Origin of the sequence: uncultured Blautia sp. (genome assembly GCF_902497045.1) — a bacterium.
In the GTDB taxonomy this organism is placed as follows: domain Bacteria; phylum Bacillota; class Clostridia; order Lachnospirales; family Lachnospiraceae; genus Blautia_A.
The window spans coordinates 1-21,597 of sequence record NZ_CABVDF010000021.1 but is presented as its reverse complement, the minus strand read 5'-3'; the positions used below and the strand labels follow the sequence as shown (position 1 = coordinate 21,597).

Here is a 21,597-nt window from a genome sequence, read left to right as displayed (position 1 = left end):
AGTCCAGCATATTATCTAAATAAATTTCTTCTCTGACATGAATATGATACTCTGGTTTTGTCATATAATAAAGCAAAAATTCCAGGATCAATGCACTTCCAAGTCCACGTCCCTCTATCTTAAAATTAGAGAATCCCGCCGGCAGGTAAACATTTTTTATATCATTGATGCTGATAAACCCGGGGTTTTCCATTGCCTTGGAAAAACGGTAACCGTTTCCTGCATCAGGAGCCGTACAGTAATGCTCCTGGCTGTCCTCCCCAAGATTTTTACTGCTGACAGCCTCATAACAATGTTTTCTGTCTCTGCATCCAAACCAGCAGCATTCGTTGCATAAAAATTCCACTTTATCTTTCTGTTTTTCCGACAGAGTATCCCATTTATCAAAAACCTTATTCAATCGAAAATCCGGTACCGCATAGAGGAAATCCTCCCTGTTTATTTCTTTCACAAAATCCTGGAAATCAGTAAGCACCTTTGTGGTGGAGGAAACAAAATAAAGTCCCGGATAATTTATTTTCAGATATTCCAGCAGCAGATCTGAGTGAAGGATCACTCCATTTTTTCCGTTTTGTTCAAACAGGCCGCAGAGGGCGTTGCATTTTTTATCCGAAAGATGCTCCTGCCGAAGCAAAGAGTTACTGAAGGTCAGACGGGCTGAGATCCCATGTTTCCGCATTAAGTCCAGAACCTCCTGGGGAGAATGATCTCCTTCTTCTACACGGCCGCCGCCCCAGATACAATCTGCCGGAGCTCCGTATACAGAGCCTATGTCACACCAATCGTAAAAATATTCTCTGTGTCCGCGAAATAATGGCAGAAACACACCATACAGATCATAAAACTCAAACAAACCGGGAAGATGAAAATATGCCTTTTTTGCTTTAACCATATATTTACATAGAATCCTGTCATCCTGTCTGAGGCTGACAAGTTTTTCTCCTTTCTCACCAAAAGGAAAACAACCAAAGCCTCAGCCCTGATTGTCTTCCCTTTATTTCAGCATATTATTTTCAGTCGCCTTTTAAAATCACACGGATCCTTTTATAAATAAAAAACACGATCATGGAAGTCAGTGTGTACTTAAACAGATTAAAAGGAACAATGATCATTGCCACAAACCCAAGCAGGCTGTTTACAGACGGATTTACGGCTGCCCCCATTTCAACAAATGCTTCCACAGGCATTCCAAAAGCTTTGCCATACGCCGGAAGAAGTACAAAAGCGTTCATCAGACAGGCAGCTGCAGTTGTAAGAACAGTTCCTGCTGCCATTCCCTCCACAGCATGTTTTCTGCTTTTTATATGGCGGAAACGATAGATCAGACCTGCTGGAATCACAAAGGCACAGCCAAAAATAAAGTTTGCCACATCGCCCACACCTGCAGTCATAGTTCCCTTTGTCACAAGATGTACCAGGATCTTCACCAGTTCGATCACCACACCTGCCACAGGTCCCATGGCAAAGCTTCCGATCAGAACCGGGATCTCCGAAAAATCAAGCTGATAAAACGATGGAGCCAGAAACGGAATGGGAAACTCAAAATTCATCAGTACGCCTGCCACAGCGCCCAGCATAGCGATCTGTGTCAATGTCCTTGTCCGGCTTCTCTCCATTACGTTCCCACCTCTTAAAACCTGTTCACTCATACTTTATCTCTCCTTTTCTTTTTTGAAGGTCCTGAATAACGACCTTCTTCTCAAAGAAAATTCCTCTCAGGTTGCTCCACTTTGCATACGGGACGCAGACTGCCATAAGAAAGCATATTCCGCATATATCCGGCTGTATACTGGTGGAGCGTTTTGCCGCTCAGGAAAGTTCCTGCAGCATATCATGATTTCCTGAACAGCAAAAACCCCGGGAAATATTCCCGGGGCACTGAGCACGTAAAAGCAAGCGTGTTCTTCTCTCATCCAGACTTTACTGTCGGTTCTGGAATTCCGGATACTGCCGGTCACCAGATCAACCGCTTATAGCGGGTCGCGGACTATACCGCCGGTAGGGAATTCCGCTTTCTGCCTTATGCAGATCACAGTCACCCTGCCCCGAAGAATTTCCTTTTATATGCTTTATTATACTGCCGTATAAATGTATTTGCAATACTTTTTTAACGTTCTTCCCTGAAGTACGGAAGTCCCAGACCTGCCGGAGGCTGGTGCTCCTTCTTTTTACGGAAGCTGGTAAATACAAGAACGATGATCGTAACCACATAAGGCAGAGCCTTAAATACTTCCTGCATGCTTCTTCCCAGACCCGGGATGTAAAGATACAGAATGTAGAGCGCCCCAAACAGAAACGCACCCCAGATGGCATTAATCGGTTTCCACAGTGCAAAAATAACAAGGGCAACTGCCAGCCAGCCTCTGTCTCCAAACCCATTGTCTGTCCAGGTTCCGCCTGAGTATTCCATTACAAAGTAAAGACCGCCCAGACCTGCAAGCCCTGCACCGATACAAGTGGAAAGGTATTTATATTTGGTTACGTTGATACCGGCTGCATCAGCAGTTCCCGGATTCTCTCCGATGGCACGGAGGTTCAGTCCATATCTTGTCTTAAACAGGAACACCGACAGAAGCACTGCCACGATAATACACAGGTATGTCATAAATCCATAGCTGAACAGAAGGTCTCCCAGAACCGGAATCTTGGATAATCCTGGAATTTTTGCCGTATAAGCACTTCCTGTTACTTTAACAGAAATCTGTCCCACACCTCCGGCAAGCTTGGAAATGGATCCTCCGAAGAAGTTTCCGAATCCGGTACCAAAAATCGTAAGAGCCAGACCGGTTACATTCTGATTTACTCTGAGAGTAATGGTAAGTACACTGTAGATCAGTCCGCCCAGAGCCGCTACCGTAAAAGCACATAAAAGCGAGATCAGCACTCCCACCAGTGCATTTGGATTCGGATTGTCTTTTTCATAAAAGAAAGCTCCCATCAGACCGGAGATTCCGCCCATATACATGATTCCCGGTATTCCAAGGTTCAGGTTTCCAGATTTTTCTGTCATAATCTCGCCAAGCGCCCCATAAAGAATACAGATGCCCTGGACAATTGCTTTTTGAATAAAAATAATAAGTACACTCATTGCATCTTCCTCCTATTTTTTTGCACGCTCAACTTTGTAATTAATAAAGAATTCTGCTCCGATCAGGAAAAACAGGATAATTCCAAGGATAACATCGGAAGCATTTTCATTCAGTCCGTACTGGGTTGCGATCTGCACCGCGCCCTGCTGCATAAATACGATACCGAAGGATACCGCCAGCATGATAAACGTATTAAATTTGGAAAGCCATGCAACGATGATAGCTGTAAATCCACGTCCGTCGGCTGTAGCTGTGGAAATGGTATGGCTTGCACCGCTGACAATAACAAAACCGGCAATGCCGCAGATCGCACCAGAGATCGCCATAGTACGGATAATAACCTTTTTCACCCGGATGCCTGCATATCTGGCTGTGTTTTCACTTTCTCCCACAACGGAGATCTCGTAACCATGCTTGCTGTATTTCAGATAAATAAACATTACTACCGTAAATACCAGCACGATCAGAACATTCCAGCCATACTTCTGTCCAAAAAGCTCCGGAAGCCAGCCGGCCTGTGTAGACTGATTAATGATTCCCACTGTATTGGAACCTTTTGGATTCTCCCAGAATACAATACAGAAGGTTACAATCTGCATGGCAACATAGTTTAGCATCAGGGTAAACAGCGTTTCATTTGTATTCCAGTAGGCTTTAAACACAGCCGGGATCATACCCCAAATCATACCGCCCAGCGCAGAGCATACAAACATAACAACCAGAAGAAGTACCGGAGACATTTTGTCACCTGCATAGATCATGGCTGCCGCTGCACAGGCACCGCCTACCAGGATCTGTCCCTCAGCACCGATATTCCAGAAACGCATCTTAAATGCCGGTGCAAGACCGATTGCAATACACAGAAGAATCATGGTATCACGGACAGTGATCCAGATACGGCGCTCTGATCCAAGCGCTCCGTCCCAGATAGCCTTATATACGTCAAAGGGGTTCATTCTTACCAGAAGAAAGATCACACCCGCACAGACCAGAAGTGACAGAATCAGGGCCGCAATACGAATCATAAGCCTTTTCTGCCAGCTGATCTTTTCACGCCTGGACATTTTTAAGAAAGGTTCTTTTTTCATTACTGCTCCCCTCCTTTTTCATGCTTTGTCATCAGAAGTCCAATTCCTTCTTTGGTCGCAGCTCTTCCATTTACCACACCACTGATCTTTCCGCCGCAGAGAACGGCGATCCTGTCGCAAAGAGCTAGCAGAACATCCAGATCCTCTATTACACAGATCACTGCAACTCCATGTTTTTTCTGCTCGTTCAAAAGCTTATATATGGTATGGGAAGAATTGATATCAATTCCTCTGGTGGGGTAAGCTACCATCAATATCTTCGGATTCTGGGCAATTTCACGGCCTACCAGTACTTTCTGTACATTACCTCCGGACATCTGACGGACAGGAGAAGAAATACTCGGTGTCATGATCTCCAGCTGATCCTTGATCGTAGTGGCAAGCTGTCTGGGACCTCTCCTGTCAAGCAGACCGCCCTTGCCGTTATGATAACTTCTCAGCATCATATTATCCGTCATATCCATATCGCCGACAAGTCCCATACCGATACGATCCTCCGGAACAAAAGCAAGACTTACGCCCAGTTCCTGAATCTCTACGGAATCCATTTTTGCCAGATCTTTCTGGTTTCCATCCTCATCGGTAAACAGGATTGTTCCGCTTTCGGCTGCCTGAAGTCCGGCAACTGCTTCCAGAAGCTCTTTCTGACCACTTCCTGAAATTCCGGCAATTCCAAGGATCTCACCACTGTTGACTACAAGATCCACATCATCCAGAGTTTTAACACCTTCCTTGTCCTTACAGGTAAGCCCTTTGATCTCCAAACGTTTTTGAGGATCTACAGGGTCCGGGCGATCGATATCCAGATCTACCTTTGCACCTACCATCATCTCAGAAAGGCTCTGAACATTGGCGCTTGACGTTTCCACAGTATCAATATATTTTCCCTTGCGGAGAATAGCAACACGATCCGAAAGTGCAAGCACTTCCTGAAGCTTATGCGTAATAATAATGATCGAACATCCGTCGTCTCTCATATTTCTCAGAATATCAAAAAGTCTGTCCGCTTCCTGAGGTGTAAGAACCGCAGTAGGCTCGTCAAGGATTAATATCCTGGCTCCTCTGTACAGCATTTTAACAATTTCCACCGTCTGTTTCTGAGAAACAGACATTTCGTATATCTTCTGTGACAGGTCGATATCAAATCCGTATTTATTTACAAGAGCCTGGATCTCTGCCGTAACCTTTTTCATGTTCAGCATAGCTTTTCCAGGAAGTCCCAGGATGATATTTTCCGCCGCGGTAAGAACATCTACCAGTTTAAAATGCTGATGTACCATTCCGATACCCAGCTTGTGTGAATCTTTTGGCGAACGTATAGATACTTCTTTTCCGTCTACCAGTATATGACCCTCATCCGGATAATAAATACCGTAGATCATATTCATCAATGTAGTCTTTCCACTTCCATTTTCTCCCAGGATTGCCAGAATCTCTGATTTTTTCAGTGTCAGATCCACATGGTCATTTGCCAGAACAGAACCAAAGCGCTTGGTGATCTGCTTCAGCTCAAGAGCATAATTTTCTCCCACTTCTGTCCCCTCCTTTTATGTACTGCATGGTATTTCTCAGAATAAAGCGGATAAATCCGCTTCGAAATCCCTCAATTCCTGAGGGACTTACTGCAGATTGCTCTGCTTTTTTGTATAATGGAGAATATGAAAATAATCCATCATACAAAAAAGCAGAGCTGCTGACAAGCAGCTCCGCCATCTGTATGTCTTATTCTACGATAGATGTGATTCCATCAATTGCCAGATCAAATGCCGGTGCAGAAGCATATTCAGACTCATGGAAATATCCGTCAGATACATATTCTGTTCCGTCTTTTTCATAAGTGGTAACTTCTTCGCCGTCAACAGTAAATGTAGAGGTATCGAATACATGGAGAGAACCATCAATGATCGCATCCTCAACTTCTTTTACCTTTTCTTCTGTTCCTTCTGCAATTACCTTCTCATTGAGCTCTGTAAGCTTGTCAGCGCCTTCTGCAAATCCCTTGCACCAGTCAACATCGATTGGTGTTCCATCGATCATGCTCTGTACAGCGTATGTATAATATACGCCCCAGTTAATAGATGCGGAAGTAAGAGCAGTGTTCGGAGCAACAGATGTCATATCAATATTGTAGCCTACACATGGAACGCCTGCCGCTTCACATGCAGTCGGAGCGCCTGTTGTATCTGCGTGCTGGCTGATCAGAACACAGCCGTCAGAGATCAGAGCATCTGCACACTCTTTTTCAAGGTCAAAGCTTGCCCAGCTGTTTGTATATTTTACTTCCATGGTAACAGACGGGCATACACTCTTAGCGCCAAGATAGAAAGAAGTAAATCCGGAGATAACCTCTGCATATGGGAAAGCGCCTACATAACCCATCTTCGCCTTGTCTTCTGTGATCTCGCCTGCCTCGATCATTTCGTTCAGCTTAAGTCCTGCCACAACACCGGATACATAGCGGGATTCATAAATATTAGTAAAATAGTTATGCATGTTCTCAAGTCCGCTTGCTTTTGCCTGAGTTCCTGTTGCATGACAGAACTGAACCTCCGGATACTCACCTGCTGCTTCAAGAATATAAGTCTCATGTCCGAAGCTGTTTGCAAATACGATCTGGCAGCCCTGGTCAGCCAGGTCAGCTGCTGCATCGTAACATGCCTCGTTCTCACCGATCAGAGTTTTTTCGATCACCTGGGAATCTTCCAATCCAAGATTCTTTACCATCTCATCAATACCAGCCATATGAGCTGCGCTGTAGCCCTCATTCTCATCACCGATATAAATGATACCGATCTTCAGATCTTCCTTGGCAACTCCTTCGCCTTCAGCGTATACCGGAGCAGTCATAGAAACTGCCATAGCTGCCGCAAGACCAACTGCTAATGCTTTTTTCATCCTGTTTTCCTCCATTCTCCGCAAGGTTTCATTTCTGCGGGATGCACATTTTATGAAACATAAAGAGGCACAACACCATCGGGTCCCGCCTCTTTGAAACTACCTTAATAATAGCGAAAACAGCGTAAATTGTCAATACAATCAGACAATTCTAACTATTTTTTCAGCCTAACAAATATTTTTCAGCCTATATTTTTCTTTTATTTTTCATCACACTTCTTGACTTTGCGGCGTTAAAGCGTTATACTGTAAAAGTCACATGAATAAAAATGGAATTTACAAAAAGCCATTTAAGAGGAGGATATAGAATATGAAAAAAAAGATTTTAGCAGTTATTCTTTCTGCAGCTATGGCTGCAGGAATGAGCAGCATCAGTGTTCTGGCTGCAGATGATTCTTACAATGTGGGAATCTGCCAGCTGGTTCAGCACGAAGCTCTTGACGCGGCTACTCAGGGCTTTAAAGATGCTCTTACAGATGAATTCGGTGACAAAGTAACTTTCGATGAGCAGAATGCCCAGGGAGATTCCAATACCTGTGCTACCATCATCAACAGCTTTGTTTCCAACGATGTAGATCTGATACTGGCAAATGCCACTGCCGCTCTTCAGGCTGCAGCTTCCGGCACAGCAGATATCCCCGTTCTTGGAACCTCGGTTACAGAGTACGGTGTTGCCCTTGATCTGGATGATTTTGACGGCACAGTCGGAACCAATGTTTCCGGAACCGCTGACCTTGCTCCTCTTGACCAGCAGGCAGCAATGCTTAATGAGCTGTTTCCGGATGCAGAAAATGTAGGACTTCTCTACTGTTCCGCTGAGGCAAATTCCCAGTATCAGGTAGATACGGTAAAAGCAGCTCTGGAAGAGCTTGGTTATACCTGTGAATTTTATGCATTTTCCGATTCCAATGATCTTTCTTCAGTGGCTACCACAGCAGCTTCCGAAAGTGATGTGATCTATGTACCCACAGATAATACAGCTGCATCCAACGCAGAAATTATCAACAATATCTGCCTTCCGGAAAAGGTTCCGGTAATTGCAGGTGAAGAAGGTATCTGCAGCGGCTGCGGAGTTGCCACACTTTCCATCAGCTACTATGATCTCGGTGTTGCCACAGGAAAAATGGCAGTCAAGGTTCTCAAAGGCGAAGCCGATATCTCAGAAATGCCTGTGGAATACGCTCCGAACTTTACCAAGAAATATAATCCGGAAATCTGCGAAGAGCTTGAAATCGAAGTTCCGGATGATTACGAAGCCATCAGTGCCGAATAATAAAAACGACATCTGTACCTTATTAACCACAGCAATCCCCTATAAAATATATGATATACGAACCATAACCAGCGGGAAAGGAATCTCCTTTCTCGCTGGTTATGTTACACAGGAGGAATCCCAATGGAAATTATGAGTTTGATCAACGCACTGCCGGGAGCCGCTGCCCAGGGACTGATCTGGGGCATCATGGCCATCGGCGTATACCTTACCTTCCGCATTCTGGATGTGGCCGACCTGACAGTAGACGGTACTATGTGTACCGGAGGCGCCGTCTGCATTATGATGCTTATGAGCGGACACAATATCTGGGTGTCCATGCTGGCCGCTACCGGCGCCGGTATGCTGGCAGGACTTGCAACCGGAATTTTTCATACTGTCATGGGCATCCCTGCTATCCTTGCAGGTATCCTGACTCAGCTTGGACTTTATTCCGCCAATCTGAAGATTATGGGAAAAGCCAATCAGGCTGTCAATGCCAGCAAGTATGATCTTCTGGTGTCTCTTCGCAATGTAAAAGGCGTTCCCCTGAATCAGAACACCATCCTGATCGTTGCAGTTTTTATCGTGGCGCTCATCGCCATCCTGTACTGGTTCTTCGGAACAGAAATCGGCTGTTCCCTCCGTGCCACCGGCTGTAATCCAAATATGTCCAGAGCACAGGGCATCAACACCGATTTCAGCAAGGTACTGGGACTTATGATCTCCAATGGTCTTGTGGCTCTTTCCAGTGCTCTTCTGGCACAGTATCAGGGATTTTCAGACGTAAATATGGGACGCGGTGCAATTGTCATCGGACTTGCTGCCGTAATCATCGGAGAAGCCATCTTTGGCAAAATCTTCCGAAATTTTGCCCTCCGCCTTTTCAGCGTAGCTCTGGGTTCCATCCTCTACTATCTTGTCCTTCAGGCTGTGATCTGGATGGGAATTGACACGGATCTTCTGAAACTGCTGTCTGCCCTTGTGGTAGCTGTCTTCCTTGCTGTTCCGTACTGGAAGGCAAAATATTTTGCAAAACCGACAAAACGCGGAGGTAATACAAATGCTTGAACTGAAAAACATATATAAAACCTTCAATCCCGGCACCATCAATGAAAAGCTTGCCCTGAACGGTCTTTCCCTTACCCTGAAAGAAGGTGACTTCGTAACAGTCATCGGAGGAAACGGCGCAGGAAAATCCACCATGCTGAACGCGGTGGCCGGCACATGGCTGGTAGATGAGGGACAGATCCTCATTGACGGAACAGATGTAACCAAACTTTCTGAGCATAAAAGAGCAGCATACCTTGGCCGTGTATTCCAGGATCCTATGACAGGAACCGCAGCCACTATGGGAATTGAAGAAAATCTTGCTCTGGCAAAACGCCGCGGCAAAAGACGTTCTCTCCTTCAGGGCATCACTCGTAAAGAACGCGAAGAATACAAAGAACTGCTGAAGGTTCTGGATCTTGGACTTGAGAATCGTCTTACTTCCAAAGTAGGGCTTCTCTCCGGCGGTCAGCGGCAGGCTCTCACGCTTCTTATGGCTACTCTGAAAAAGCCCAAGCTTCTTCTTCTGGATGAGCATACTGCTGCCCTTGATCCTAAAACAGCGGCAAAAGTCCTGGAAATCACCGATATGATCGTAAACCGCGATCATCTTACTACTATGATGATCACTCACAATATGCAGGATGCTATCAATCACGGAAATCGTCTTATTATGATGATGGAAGGAAAGATCATACTGGATATCGAGGGAGAAGAAAAGAAAAAACTGACCGTAAGAAATCTTCTGGATCAGTTTGAAAAAGCAAGCGGACAGGAATTTTCCAACGATTCCGCCCTGCTTGGATAAATTCCTAAACTTAAATCATCTTCTGAAAAATGAAGGCTGCCGGAGCTTGATCGCTTCCGGCAGCCTTCATTCTGCATAAATCCTTCTTATATTTATTTATTTGATTCCTTTCATGGAAAGGCTGATACGTTTTTTCTTCATATCTACTCCAAGCACCCGAACATCTACCACATCTCCCACACTGACAGCTTCCAGCGGATGTTTGATATATTTTTCACTGATCTCGGAAATATGCACCAGTCCGTCCTGATGAACTCCGATGTCTACAAAAGCACCGAAATCAATAACATTACGAACCGTTCCCTTCAGGATCATTCCTTCTTTCAGGTCTTTCATATCAAGGACATCTGTGCGAAGTACCGGTCTCGGCATTTCCTCTCTTGGATCACGAGCCGGTTTTTCCAGTTCCTTTACGATATCCCGAAGAGTAATCTCTCCTACCCCAAGCTCTTCTGCCAGCTTTTTGTAGTCTTTGATCTTACGGGAAATTCCTGCAAGCTTTCCTGCCATGATATCCTCTGCAGTAAATCCCATTGTCTCCAGAAGCTTCTGAGCTGCCTCGTAGCTCTCCGGATGAACGCTTGTTGCATCCAGTGGATTCTTTCCTCCGGTAATACGTGTAAAGCCTGCACACTGTTCAAAGGCCTTCGGTCCCAGCTTGGCAACCTTCAAAAGCTCTTTTCGGCTTTCAAACCGACCGTTTTCCTCACGATAGGCAACAATATTTTTTGCGATCACCTTGCTGATACCGGAAATATATTCCAGAAGAGAAGCTGACGCCGTGTTAAGATCCACACCGACTTTATTTACACAGTCCTCTACTACACCTCCAAGAGCCTCTCCAAGCTTTTTCTGGTTCATATCATGCTGGTACTGGCCAACTCCGATAGATTTTGGATCGATCTTCACCAGTTCTGCAAGAGGATCCTGCAGACGTCTGGCTATAGAAGCAGCACTTCTCTGCCCCACATCGAAATTAGGAAATTCTTCTGTAGCCAGCTTGCTGGCGGAATATACGGAAGCGCCCGCCTCATTGGTGATCACATAAGACACATGCTCTGGAATTTCTTTCAAAAGTTCCACAATGATCTGTTCCGATTCTCTTGATGCCGTTCCGTTTCCAAGAGAGATCAAAGAAATATTGTATTTACGGATCAGCTTTTTCAGTGTATCCTTCGCTGCCCGGATCTTCGCATCTGAAGTAGGTGCTGTAGGATAAATGACCGTGGTATCCAGAACCTTTCCGGTAGCATCCACAACGGCCAGCTTGCATCCTGTACGGAAAGCCGGATCCCATCCAAGAACCACCTTTCCTACGATCGGAGGCTGCATAAGAAGCTGCTCAAGATTCTTTCCGAATACATGAATTGCTCCATCCTCTGCTTTTTCTGTAAGATTGCTTCGAATCTCACGCTCGATGGCCGGAGCGATCAGACGCTTATAGCTGTCCTCTACAACCTCTTCCAGAATCGGAGAGGTCTTGGGATTTTCTCTGGTTATTACCTGTTTTCTCAGCCACCTGAGGATATCTTCCTCTGGCGCACTGATCTTTACAGTAAGGATCTTTTCTTTTTCACCACGGTTCAAGGCAAGGATCCTGTGACCTGCCAGCTTCTTTACAGGCTCCTCAAACTCATAATACATTTCATAAACAGAAGCTTCCTCCGGCTTCTTAGCGGAAGAAACCACGGTTCCCTTCTGAACTGTCAGTTTACGGATATAGATCCTGTAGTCTGCCTCGTCAGAAATATGCTCTGCAATAATATCCTTTGCTCCATCCAGAGCCGCCTTTACGTCAGCCACACCTTTTTCTTCGGATACGAAGGCTTCTGCTTCCTCCTCCGGAGTTTTCTCTGTCAGCTGCAGCATCAGGATATTAGCCAGAGGCTCCAGTCCTTTTTCCTTTGCGATAATTGCACGAGTGCGTCGCTTCGGCCTGTATGGGCGGTAAAGATCCTCTACTACTACCAATGTCTGTGCTTCCTGAATCTGCTTTTTCAGCTCCGGAGTCAGTTTGCCCTGTTCCTCAATACTTCCAAGAACCTGGTTCTTTTTGTCCTCCAAATTTCTCAGATAGAGAAGTCTTTCATAAAGGGATCGGAGCTGTTCGTCATTTAATGATCCGGTAGCCTCTTTACGGTAACGAGAGATAAAAGGAATCGTACAGCCCTCATCGATCAGCTTCACAGCTGCCTCTACCTGCCATTTTTCTACATTAAGCTCCTGTGTGATTATCTGAATAATATCCATGTTTTCCTCCAGTTATTTCTTTTCTGTCAGTCTCTTTCTCCTTCATATGGAAAAGCGCCTATGCCTCTGCGTCATAATCATCCCCTGTACGATGAGCCTCAGGTTCCTGCATTTCCTCTGAATTTTCGTTTTCCCCGGTTAATCCAAGGACTTCCGGAGTCCATCTGGCCATTTCCTGTGCGTGCTTTCTCCGTCTCTCCTCCAGTTCTCCGGTCACATCCATATAAAAGGCTGTCATAGATGCCTGCATATACGGCATAACCCAGATAAGCGCAATGTAAAATGTCACTACAGACAAAAGGATCATGGGTACAAAGCTAAGCTGAAGCATAAAAAACTTCCACATATGTCCCTTCATCAGCTGTGCACTTTTTTTCAATGCCTGAGTTCCTTTTAGCTGCGGTTCATCTGCCAGAATATAAAAAGCCATGGAAAAAGGCAGTTTGATCACCACTCCCAGAAGTGTTCCAACAAGCATACAGAGCATGATCGGCTTCATCCATGCATAAAGAGCTTCTATGGTCTCTCCTGCCGGCACTGTAGTATTTGACAGATAATAAAAAGGTATCATCAGCACGGTATCAATCAGAGAGATAATAAAGCCTGCTACCAGAATACCATCCGAGCCCTTCCGGAACATGCAGAAAAGATCGCTTACTCTGTATTCCCTGCCTCTCGCCATGTTCAGAAGCATATAATTATAACCCGTACTGACAATCATCGACAACAATGAAACGATCAGAAGAAAAATTTCTCCAAGTATCCACGCAAGAAATGCAGTTCCCGGAAAAAGTCTTCCTGTTACTGCCATTCCGATCGTATTCATAAGAGGAGCCGCCATCATTCCAACAATAGCCAGTCCCCATTTACCCTGCAAAAATTCTTTTGCATAGGATTTCCAGTATCTTCGGTTTCCATTCATTACCGTTCCTCACTCTCTTTCTACTGCTATCTAGATACTTTAGCACGATTTGATACAAGTGTCGATATCTTTTTCTTATTATTTCTTCCGCCATCAGGAAAAACCGCTTACCCGTAAAAATGGATAAGCGGTTAAAAACTACTGCTGTACGGTTATGGTGTCTCTGTCAGTTCATGGTGAATTGTAATACTGGCTGCCTGAGTGGTACTTTCATCTTCATTGAACCAGAATTCCACATAATGATCCAGCTTGGAATCTTTGTCCGGATAGATAGTCAGATAATTATCCTTGTCATCATACAGATATCCTCTCTCTGAAGCTTTAGTGAGCAATTCATTTTTGTCTGCCCCCAGAGTAATGTTTTCTGAAAGCTTCAGCTCCAGAATCTCCGGATCGTAGCTTCCAAAGGAAAGCTCTGTCACAAAACAGTTTTCAATGGACGTGGCATTTTCCGTAAGGTTATAAACAGAAAAACGAGCTGTCTGATTCTCTTTCATCATTTCAATAAACTCCAGACCTCCGCCTTCCAGGAATGCATCCTCTGCAACATCCTTCATTACCCATCCATTATCAAGAAATGCGGAAACCGGAGCCGGAAGTCTGTAAAGACTTCCCATAAATTCCACATCGGGCTCCATAAAATCACCGCCCAAAGCTGTCGGAGCCTTATAATTGCTTACAATATCCGGAACCTCTGTGCTGACACTGCCTTTATCAAAATCTTCCGGTTCTTTAAAATTCCGCAGATCAACCTGAAGAAGGGTATTTTCTTCTTTGTATACATACAGCTCTGCTCTCTGATAGGAATCCTGCTGGTAAGTCATTTTTGTATAAAGATCGCCTTCATAGGTATCGCTTGGCTCTCCATATGCTGCCTTGATATCTTCTATATTGGAAGTTCCCATAACAAGCCCGCCAGGAAGCTTCACTGTAAGACTGGACAGATCTATATCTCCCCATGCCAGATCAAGCTTAATCCCTCCTACAAGACAATCGGAAAGAGGTGCCTCATTAATTCCAAAATTAATCATATCAGCATAGGCACTGACTTCTCCATTATTAAATGTAGCCATTCCATAGGAACCTGTAGAAATCATGGTATCCGGACTGTCATTTTTACTCAGAGTCCAGCCCATAGCTGTAAAATCGTCATAAGTCATTGGCAGCTGGATAAGATTTCCTGCATATTCTATCTGATATCCATAAATATCTGTACCAAGCTCTGCATCTGTTTGCAGCGGATTCCCTTCTGTCTCTCCTGCTGTATCCAAAGATGTCTCTGTCTGTGCAGGATCTTCAGGTTCCTCAGCTCCCCATGCAGCTGTTGAAAAACTCAAACTCATACATCCTGCAAGTAAAAAAGCCAGATATTTTTTTCTCATAGATTATCCTCCATTGGTCATTTTTTACTTATTATATACGAATTTTCACAAAATTTCCAGCTTTTTCGCACATTTATATGTAAGAATCATACAAAAAGCCCACTCCGAAATCATTTCGAAATGGGCTCGATTCTGATTTTTATCAGTCTGCCAGATTAAACGCATCGTGAACTGCATTCATAGCACGGATGCCGTCTTTTTCATTGATCAGAACAGTAACGCGGATCTCTGAGGTTGAGATCATATTGATATTTACTCCCTCATTATAAAGACTTTCAAACATTTTGGCTGCCACGCCCGGATTACTCATCATTCCAGCACCTACAATCGACAGCTTGGCAATATTTCTCTCAGAATGAAGCTCCTTATATCCAAGTCTTGCCTGATGTTCTTCCAGAACTGCCACCGCATCATCCAGATCCTTACCATCTACGGTAAAGGAAATATCTTTTGTTCCTGCACGTCCGATAGACTGCAGGATTACATCCACATTGATGTTTCTCTTTGCAAGAACATCAAAAAGCTTAAATGCCATTCCCGGAATATCCTTAAGTCCGATCACCGCAACTCTTACTGCATCTGTATCCAGCGCCACACCGCTGATCAGCATTCTTTCCACTGTTACTTCCTCCTTTACAACAGTTCCTTCACTTGTATTCAGACTGGAGCGCACAACAAGAGGCACTCCATATTTTTTTGCCATTTCCACAGAACGGTTATGAAGCACACCTGCTCCCAGCGTTGCCAGATCCAGCATCTCATCATAGGTGATTTCCTTCAGCTTGCGGGCTGTAGGAACTTTGCGTGGATCTGCGGTATAAACGCCGTCTACATCTGTATAGATTTCACAGGCATCCGCATGAAGAGCTGCCGCCAGAGCAACTGCCGTAGTATCAGATCCGCCTCTGCCAAGTGTAGTATAATCATCATATTTGTTAATTCCCTGAAAACCGGTAACTACAACAATCTTACGGCTGTCCAGTTCCCTTTTAATACGTTCTGTATCAATTCTTTTTAAACGGGCATTGCCATGAACGCTTGTAGTATGCATAGCAACCTGAAATGCATTAAGAGATACAGCCGGAACGCCCAGACTGTCCATAGCCATGCTCATAAGAGCCACAGACATCTGTTCACCTATGGTAAACAGCATATCCATCTCCCTTTTCGGCGGCTTCTCATTGATGTTTGCAGCCATAGATATCAGCTCGTCTGTATACTTTCCCATTGCAGAAAGTACAACCACCACATCATTTCCTTTTTTATAATCTTCTATACATCTGCGGGCAACATTAAAGATACGCTCCTTGTTGGCCACAGAAGTTCCTCCGAATTTCTTTACAATTAACATAATTCTCCTCCGAAAAGATATTTCATCATATCCCAGCCGTGACTGACTGTCTTTCCACTGTCTGCAGCTTCTTTTTCATTATAATGCCAGTCGTGCTGTTCCGGTGCGGTACTGTCATACAAAAGATAGGGAACCGGCTCCGCTACATGAGTTCGCACCTTTACAGGTGTAGGGTGATCCGGAAGGATCAGCATTCGATAATCCTCACCTGCCGCATCCAGTCCTTCTTTTACCAGTCGTATCAGTCTCTGGTCAAGGTACTCAATTGCCTGGATCTTACGTTCCACACTTCCCTGATGCCCCATTTCATCCGGAGCCTCTACATGGATATAGGCAAAATCATATCCCTTTTTTGTCAGTGCATCCACCGCTGCCCGGGCTTTTCCTTCATAGTTTGTATGAAGACCGCCATTAGCTCCTTCCACGACGATGCGGTCCATCTCAGCGCCTACGGCAATTCCCTTCAAAAGATCTACTGCAGAGATCATAACACCTTTTTTATGATGAATTGCCTCAAAAGAAGTAAGGATCGGTTTTGTTCCTGCCCCCCAGAACCAGAGACTGTTGGCAGGATTCAGACCCTGTTCTTTTCTTTTTTTGTTCAACGGATGCTCTTTCAGAATCTCATAACTTCTCTTCTGCATATAGAGAAGCCGTTCCTCATCTGGAAGATAGGAACCGATCTTCTGCGTCAGCACATCATGAGGCGGTGTCAATTCCAGCACTTTTCCGTTGTTCCACACAAGGCAGTGGCGATAGCTGGTTCCTGTATAAAAATGATAATTTTCATTTTCCAGCTCTCTGCACACATCCTTTAAAAGAATATCTGCATCTTCTGTACTTATTTCACCTGAGCTGTGGTCCAGGATTCTCTGCTCTTCGTAAGGTATATCCTCTTCCGTCAATGTTACAAGATTACAGCGATACACCACATCACTGTTTTTCATATCCACGCCAATGCTCAAAGCCTCCAGCGGCGATCTTCCTGTGTAATATTTCCTGGGATCGTATCCCATAACAGAAAGATTTGCCGTATCGCTTCCCGGCGCCATTCCTTCCGGAATAGTGGCTGCCATTCCAATCTCAGATACCTTTGCAAGTGCATCCATGCAGGGAGTTTCTGCACAGGAAAGAGGGGTTTCTCCGTTCAGGCTTTCTATTGGCCAGTCTGCCATTCCATCTCCTAAAACCACAACATATTTCATAATTTCCTCCTCACTGTCCGGTTCGGCCGGACATACAGGTATCCCCTTGGGGATTTCCTCCTCACTGTCCGGTTCGGCCGGACATACAGGTATCCCTTAGGGATTTCCTCCTCACTGTTCGGTTCAGTCTTTCACCCGGATCATGGTTACCACTTTACCATTGAATTCTGCCACTTTTTCTTTATATTCTCCCTGTTTCATAGCAGGAGTGATAAAGGCAAATTCTCCCGGGAATTTCTTCAGATTTACGATTTCAACTTTTCCGAACACTTCTTCTACCTGATCTACAGTAGCGCCTTTGACTCTTACGAAAAATCTTCCGGTCACGTCATCCATTTCCACAGGATGAAGAGGTGTGCTTGTCCAGTTTGTCATAATATTTCTATGAAGGTGCTTAGCTTCATCTACCACATCAGCTACTACAGCGCTTGCCGTAGGGAGCTTGCCTGCCCCGCTTCCATAGAACATTGCGTCACCCAGAACATTTCCATGTACAAATACACCGTTAAACACATCATTTACACTAAATAATGGACTCTTTTTGCTGAGAAGGAACGGAGCCACCATAGCGTAGAAAGAGTCCTGACCAACTTTGCGGCTGGTAGCCAGAAGTTTAATAGTCATTCCAAGCTCTGCTGCGTATTCCATATCCTCCGGTGTGATCTTCGTAATGCCTTCTGTATAAATCTCCTCGTAATTCAAAAACTTACCATATGCCAGAGAAGATAAGATTGCAATTTTACGGCATGCATCATATCCTTCCACATCAGCAGTCGGATCAGCCTCTGCATAGCCTTTCTGCTGCGCCTCCTTCAAAACCTCATCAAACGCAGAACCTTCTGTACTCATTTTATAAAGCATATAGTTTGTAGTTCCATTGAGAATTCCTGTGATCTCATCAATCTCATCGGCTGTCAAAGAGGAATTTAATGCACGGATAATGGGAATTCCGCCTCCGCAGCTTGCTTCAAACAGAAAATTAATATCTTTTTCTCTTGCGATCTCCATCAGTTCAGGACCATGCTTTGCAACCAGAGCCTTGTTGGAGGTACATACGCTTTTGCCGGATTCCAGTGCACGCTTTACAAAAGTATAAGCCGGCTCAATTCCACCCATAACCTCTACTACGATATCTACCTCCGGATCATTTGCAATGATCTCATAATCATGAACCAGAATATCCTGTACCGGATCTCCCGGAAAATCCCTGAGGTCCAGAACATATTTGATATTGATCTCAGCTCCTGCACGTTTATTGATGCTTTTATGGTTTGTGTTGATAACCTCTACCACACCGCTTCCAACAGTGCCGTATCCTAATACTGCTATATTTACCATTTCTTCCTCCCCTGTATGTTTCTTATTTTGCTGCTGTCCACAGCAGCCTTATTTCTTTTGCCTGTATTTCCGGTTATTCCCGGCCAAGAATCTTCAGATAATGGATTCCTTCAATTTTTTCGATGAATTCTACCATGGCTTCCGCATCGCCCTGTCCGGGAAGAATATCCACGCTAAGAGTCAGAGTTGCCACTCCGTTAATAGGAATGCTCTGATGGATCGTCAGGATATTTCCGTGAAAACGCGCAATGGTATGAAGCACTGCTGACAAAAGTCCCGGCTCGTCATCCATCTGTATGATAAAAGTAATTGTCTTTCCCCTTGCCTGATCATGAAAGGGAAAAATATCATCTTTATATTTATAAAAAGAACTGCGGCTGATACCTGTCTGCTCTGAAGCCTCCTGTACTGTCTGTACCTTTCCGGAATCCAGAAGCCGTTTGGCTTCCACAACCTTCAAAAGTACTTCCGGAACTGCCCGTTCCTTTACTACAAAGTATTTGTTTTTTTCTGATGTTTTTTCCATATTCCTCTCCCCTATATGATAAAAGAAAATCCCTCGCAGGGGGTGTCCGCTTCATAAGGACACATGTTTTCCTACGAGGGATATGTTATCACACCTGACTATAGTCTGCAAGTATTTTTTATTCCTGCAGATTCAGGAAAATGGAATCCGCCGATCAGCTCTGTTCCGGTTTTTTAGAAAGAGCGATCCATTTCAGGTATGCATTGATAAACAGATCAATTCCGCCGTCCATCACTGCATCCACATTTCCGGTTTCTTCATTTGTACGGTGATCCTTCACCATGGTATACGGCTGCATGACATAAGAACGGATCTGATTGCCCCAGCCGATGTCCGTCACCTCGCCGCGGATACCTGAAAGTTTCTCCTCTGCCTCCTGCTGTTTCAAAAGATAGAGTTTTGCCTTCAGCATCTGCATAGCCTTATCTTTATTCATATGCTGAGAACGCTCATTCTGGCATTGCACCACGATTCCTGTCGGAAAATGCGTAATACGGATTGCAGAAGAGGTCTTATTGATGTGCTGTCCGCCGGCACCGCTGCTTCGATAAGTGTCGATACGGATATCATCATCATTAATCTCTACATCCAGATCTTTTTTGATATCCGGCATGACATCGCAGGATACAAATGATGTCTGGCGCTTGCCTGCAGCATTGAACGGTGAAATACGCACAAGACGATGGACTCCTTTCTCTGACTTCAGATAACCGTAGGCATTCTCTCCGTTTACCTGGAAAGTAACGGATTTTACTCCGGCTTCATCTCCATCAAGATAATCAAGTACCTCCATCGTAAATCCCTTGCGGTCTACCCAGCGGCTGTACATACGATACAGCATTCCACACCAGTCACAGGCCTCTGTTCCGCCGGCTCCGGCATTCAGCTTGATAATGGCGTTTTCGCTGTCATATTCGCCTGACAGAAGAGTTTTTACACGGATATTATCAAATGATGTACGGAATTCATCCAGCATCTCCTGAATCTCAGGAATAAGATCCGGATCGTTCTCCTCATAGCCCATCTCGATCATGGTTTCCATATCATCCATCTGTGTGATCAGATTATGATAGGTTTCCATATCGTCCTTCATGCTCTTTAATTCTTTCATTTTTTTCTGGGAAACCTCTGCGTCATCCCAGAAATCAGGCGCCTCCATTTCGCGCTCTAATTCTTCAACCCGCTTTTCTTTGTTAGCCAGGTCAAAGTGAATCCCTCACTTCCACTAATGGTTCTGTGTATGTTGCAAGAATACTCTTGAACTGATCTAATTCAACCACAGCTTCACCTTCTTTCTATATATTATTGAAACCTGCAGTTTCTGCATGTTTCAAGTGTTCCTAGAATACCATAATTACGAAAAAACTGCAAGGGAAGCCGTGCATAAACTATGCACAGACTTCCCTTTTTCTTTCATGGCTACAGCAGGATTCTTTTTAACTCCTCCAAAACATAGAGATTTCCGCAGAAATATTTTTCCTTCAGGAGAAAAAGCTCTCTGCCACTCTCATATCCGCCACATAACCTACGCTTCCTGTCATATAGATATCCCCGTTATCGCTGATATCGATCTGAATCATTCCTCCCGGCTGGTTCACATTCACACGGCTCTCTACCAGCCCCAGACGATAAGCTGCAACCGCAGCTGCACAGCTTCCCGTTCCGGATGCTTTGGTATAACCGGAGCCTCTTTCCCAGATTTCAATATCCAGATTTCCTGTATCGATCTTCCGGCAGATCTGAAGATTCATTCTCTCAGGAAATTCATCTGCATTTTCCACATAAGGTCCCAGGGCTCTGGCAGTCCTTTCGTCTACCTTATCCATAAAAATAATACAATGAGGATTTCCTACGGTCAGACAGGTAGCTTTATATTCTTTATCATGAAAAGTAAAATTCTCATTAATAACCTCACGGATTTCTCCTGTAACCGGGATCTCCCTGGATACAAAAGAAGCTTTTCCCATATTTACGCGAAACTCTGTTGCACGGTTATTCAGGCACTCCACCTCAATGGGGCCGGAAAGTGTCTCTATGCTGAATTTCTTTTCCTTTACATACTGCTGATCCATCAGATATTTTGCAAAAATCCGTACACCATTACCACTGATGGCAGCCTCACTTCCATCGGCGTTAAAAATATGCACACCAATTTTTCCATTAATCTCCACCGGACCATAAAGAACGCCGTCCGCCCCCAGTCCAAAACCTCTCTGACACATCTGTGCAATTTTTTTCCCCTGAAGCTGTACACGATTCCTATTTGGATCTATCACAAGATAATCATTCCCAAGTCCCTGATATTTTATCATTGTAATGCAGTCTGCCATATCAAAAAACCTCTCTTTCACCCATGGTTTACGATTTTCTTTCTTATCATTATATCTGATATTTTTTCTATGTATATAGGATAAAATGCCAAATACATTGCAAAAAATGCT

The 21,597-nt window shown here is 44.5% G+C and carries 18 protein-coding genes and 1 riboswitch; of the genes, 3 read left to right on the top strand and 15 right to left on the bottom strand.

Going from position 1 to position 21,597, the window contains the following annotated elements; all coding sequences use genetic code 11:
* From RDS42_RS03335 to RDS42_RS03310, 6 genes are all read right to left on the bottom strand, one after another.
* The coding region (locus RDS42_RS03335) for a hypothetical protein (protein ID WP_308782371.1) at positions 1 to 892 on the bottom strand (892 nt) is incomplete at its 3' end.
* Between the two features lie 121 nt (positions 893 to 1,013).
* A complete protein-coding gene (locus tag RDS42_RS03330; RefSeq protein ID WP_308782370.1) occupies positions 1,014 to 1,649 on the bottom strand; it encodes an ECF transporter S component in 636 nt (211 codons plus the stop codon).
* Between the two features lie 248 nt (positions 1,650 to 1,897).
* A riboswitch (FMN riboswitch) is annotated at positions 1,898 to 2,057 on the bottom strand.
* Between the two features lie 50 nt (positions 2,058 to 2,107).
* The gene (locus RDS42_RS03325; RefSeq protein ID WP_308782369.1) at positions 2,108 to 3,088 is read right to left on the bottom strand and encodes an ABC transporter permease; all 981 of its coding nucleotides are present in this window, start codon (positions 3,086 to 3,088) and stop codon (positions 2,108 to 2,110) included.
* 12 nt (positions 3,089 to 3,100) lie between these two features.
* Entirely contained in the window at positions 3,101 to 4,177 is a 1,077-nt protein-coding gene (locus RDS42_RS03320) for an ABC transporter permease (protein WP_308782368.1), read from the bottom strand.
* Positions 4,177 to 5,709: an ABC transporter ATP-binding protein gene (locus RDS42_RS03315; RefSeq protein ID WP_308782367.1), complete on the bottom strand. Its 1,533-nt coding sequence runs from the start codon at positions 5,707 to 5,709 to the stop codon at positions 4,177 to 4,179. Before RDS42_RS03315 ends, RDS42_RS03320 begins: the two co-directional genes overlap by 1 nt.
* A gap of 190 nt (positions 5,710 to 5,899) precedes the next feature.
* Positions 5,900 to 7,072, bottom strand: a complete 1,173-nt coding sequence (locus RDS42_RS03310; RefSeq protein ID WP_308782366.1) for a BMP family ABC transporter substrate-binding protein — start codon at positions 7,070 to 7,072, stop codon at positions 5,900 to 5,902.
* A 310-nt stretch (positions 7,073 to 7,382) separates the two neighbouring features.
* Here RDS42_RS03310 and RDS42_RS03305 point away from each other — a divergent pair, with 310 nt between their 5' ends.
* The 3 genes from RDS42_RS03305 to RDS42_RS03295 all read left to right on the top strand — a co-directional run bounded on the left by RDS42_RS03305 (position 7,383) and on the right by RDS42_RS03295 (position 10,182).
* Positions 7,383 to 8,345, top strand: coding sequence for an ABC transporter substrate-binding protein (locus RDS42_RS03305; RefSeq protein WP_308782365.1), 963 nt, complete (start codon positions 7,383 to 7,385; stop codon positions 8,343 to 8,345).
* Between the two features lie 123 nt (positions 8,346 to 8,468).
* A complete protein-coding gene (locus RDS42_RS03300; protein WP_308782364.1) occupies positions 8,469 to 9,395 on the top strand; it encodes an ABC transporter permease in 927 nt (308 codons plus the stop codon).
* A complete protein-coding gene (locus RDS42_RS03295) occupies positions 9,388 to 10,182 on the top strand; it encodes an ABC transporter ATP-binding protein (RefSeq protein WP_308782363.1) in 795 nt (264 codons plus the stop codon). Before RDS42_RS03300 ends, RDS42_RS03295 begins: the two co-directional genes overlap by 8 nt.
* Before the next feature lie 96 nt (positions 10,183 to 10,278).
* Here the strand turns inward: RDS42_RS03295 and RDS42_RS03290 are convergent, their stop codons facing one another.
* The 9 genes from RDS42_RS03290 to dapF all read right to left on the bottom strand — a co-directional run bounded on the left by RDS42_RS03290 (position 10,279) and on the right by dapF (position 21,468).
* Positions 10,279 to 12,432: a Tex family protein gene (locus RDS42_RS03290; RefSeq protein ID WP_308782362.1), complete on the bottom strand. Its 2,154-nt coding sequence runs from the start codon at positions 12,430 to 12,432 to the stop codon at positions 10,279 to 10,281.
* A gap of 58 nt (positions 12,433 to 12,490) precedes the next feature.
* A complete protein-coding gene (locus RDS42_RS03285; protein ID WP_308782361.1) occupies positions 12,491 to 13,354 on the bottom strand; it encodes a DUF975 family protein in 864 nt (287 codons plus the stop codon).
* Between the two features lie 152 nt (positions 13,355 to 13,506).
* Positions 13,507 to 14,736: a hypothetical protein gene (locus RDS42_RS03280; RefSeq protein WP_308782360.1), complete on the bottom strand. Its 1,230-nt coding sequence runs from the start codon at positions 14,734 to 14,736 to the stop codon at positions 13,507 to 13,509.
* Positions 14,737 to 14,878: 142 nt separating this feature from the next.
* A complete protein-coding gene (locus RDS42_RS03275) occupies positions 14,879 to 16,087 on the bottom strand; it encodes an aspartate kinase (protein WP_308782359.1) in 1,209 nt (402 codons plus the stop codon).
* A complete protein-coding gene (locus tag RDS42_RS03270; protein ID WP_308782358.1) occupies positions 16,081 to 17,292 on the bottom strand; it encodes a cofactor-independent phosphoglycerate mutase in 1,212 nt (403 codons plus the stop codon). Before RDS42_RS03270 ends, RDS42_RS03275 begins: the two co-directional genes overlap by 7 nt.
* 123 nt (positions 17,293 to 17,415) lie before the next feature.
* Positions 17,416 to 18,630, bottom strand: a complete 1,215-nt coding sequence (locus RDS42_RS03265) for a homoserine dehydrogenase (protein ID WP_308782357.1) — start codon at positions 18,628 to 18,630, stop codon at positions 17,416 to 17,418.
* Positions 18,631 to 18,703: 73 nt separating this feature from the next.
* Positions 18,704 to 19,156 (bottom strand): ACT domain-containing protein, encoded by a 453-nt coding sequence (locus RDS42_RS03260; protein WP_308782356.1) that lies wholly within the window; start codon positions 19,154 to 19,156, stop codon positions 18,704 to 18,706.
* Positions 19,157 to 19,310: 154 nt separating this feature from the next.
* Positions 19,311 to 20,436 (bottom strand): peptide chain release factor 2 gene (gene prfB / locus RDS42_RS03255; RefSeq protein WP_308782355.1). Its coding sequence is split into 2 segments (ribosomal slippage): positions 19,311 to 20,372 and positions 20,374 to 20,436, totalling 1,125 coding nucleotides; the frame shifts between segments, so codons are not numbered across the junction.
* 201 nt (positions 20,437 to 20,637) lie between these two features.
* Positions 20,638 to 21,468, bottom strand: coding sequence for a diaminopimelate epimerase (dapF, locus tag RDS42_RS03250; protein ID WP_308782372.1), 831 nt, complete (start codon positions 21,466 to 21,468; stop codon positions 20,638 to 20,640).
* Positions 21,469 to 21,597 lie beyond the last annotated feature (129 nt).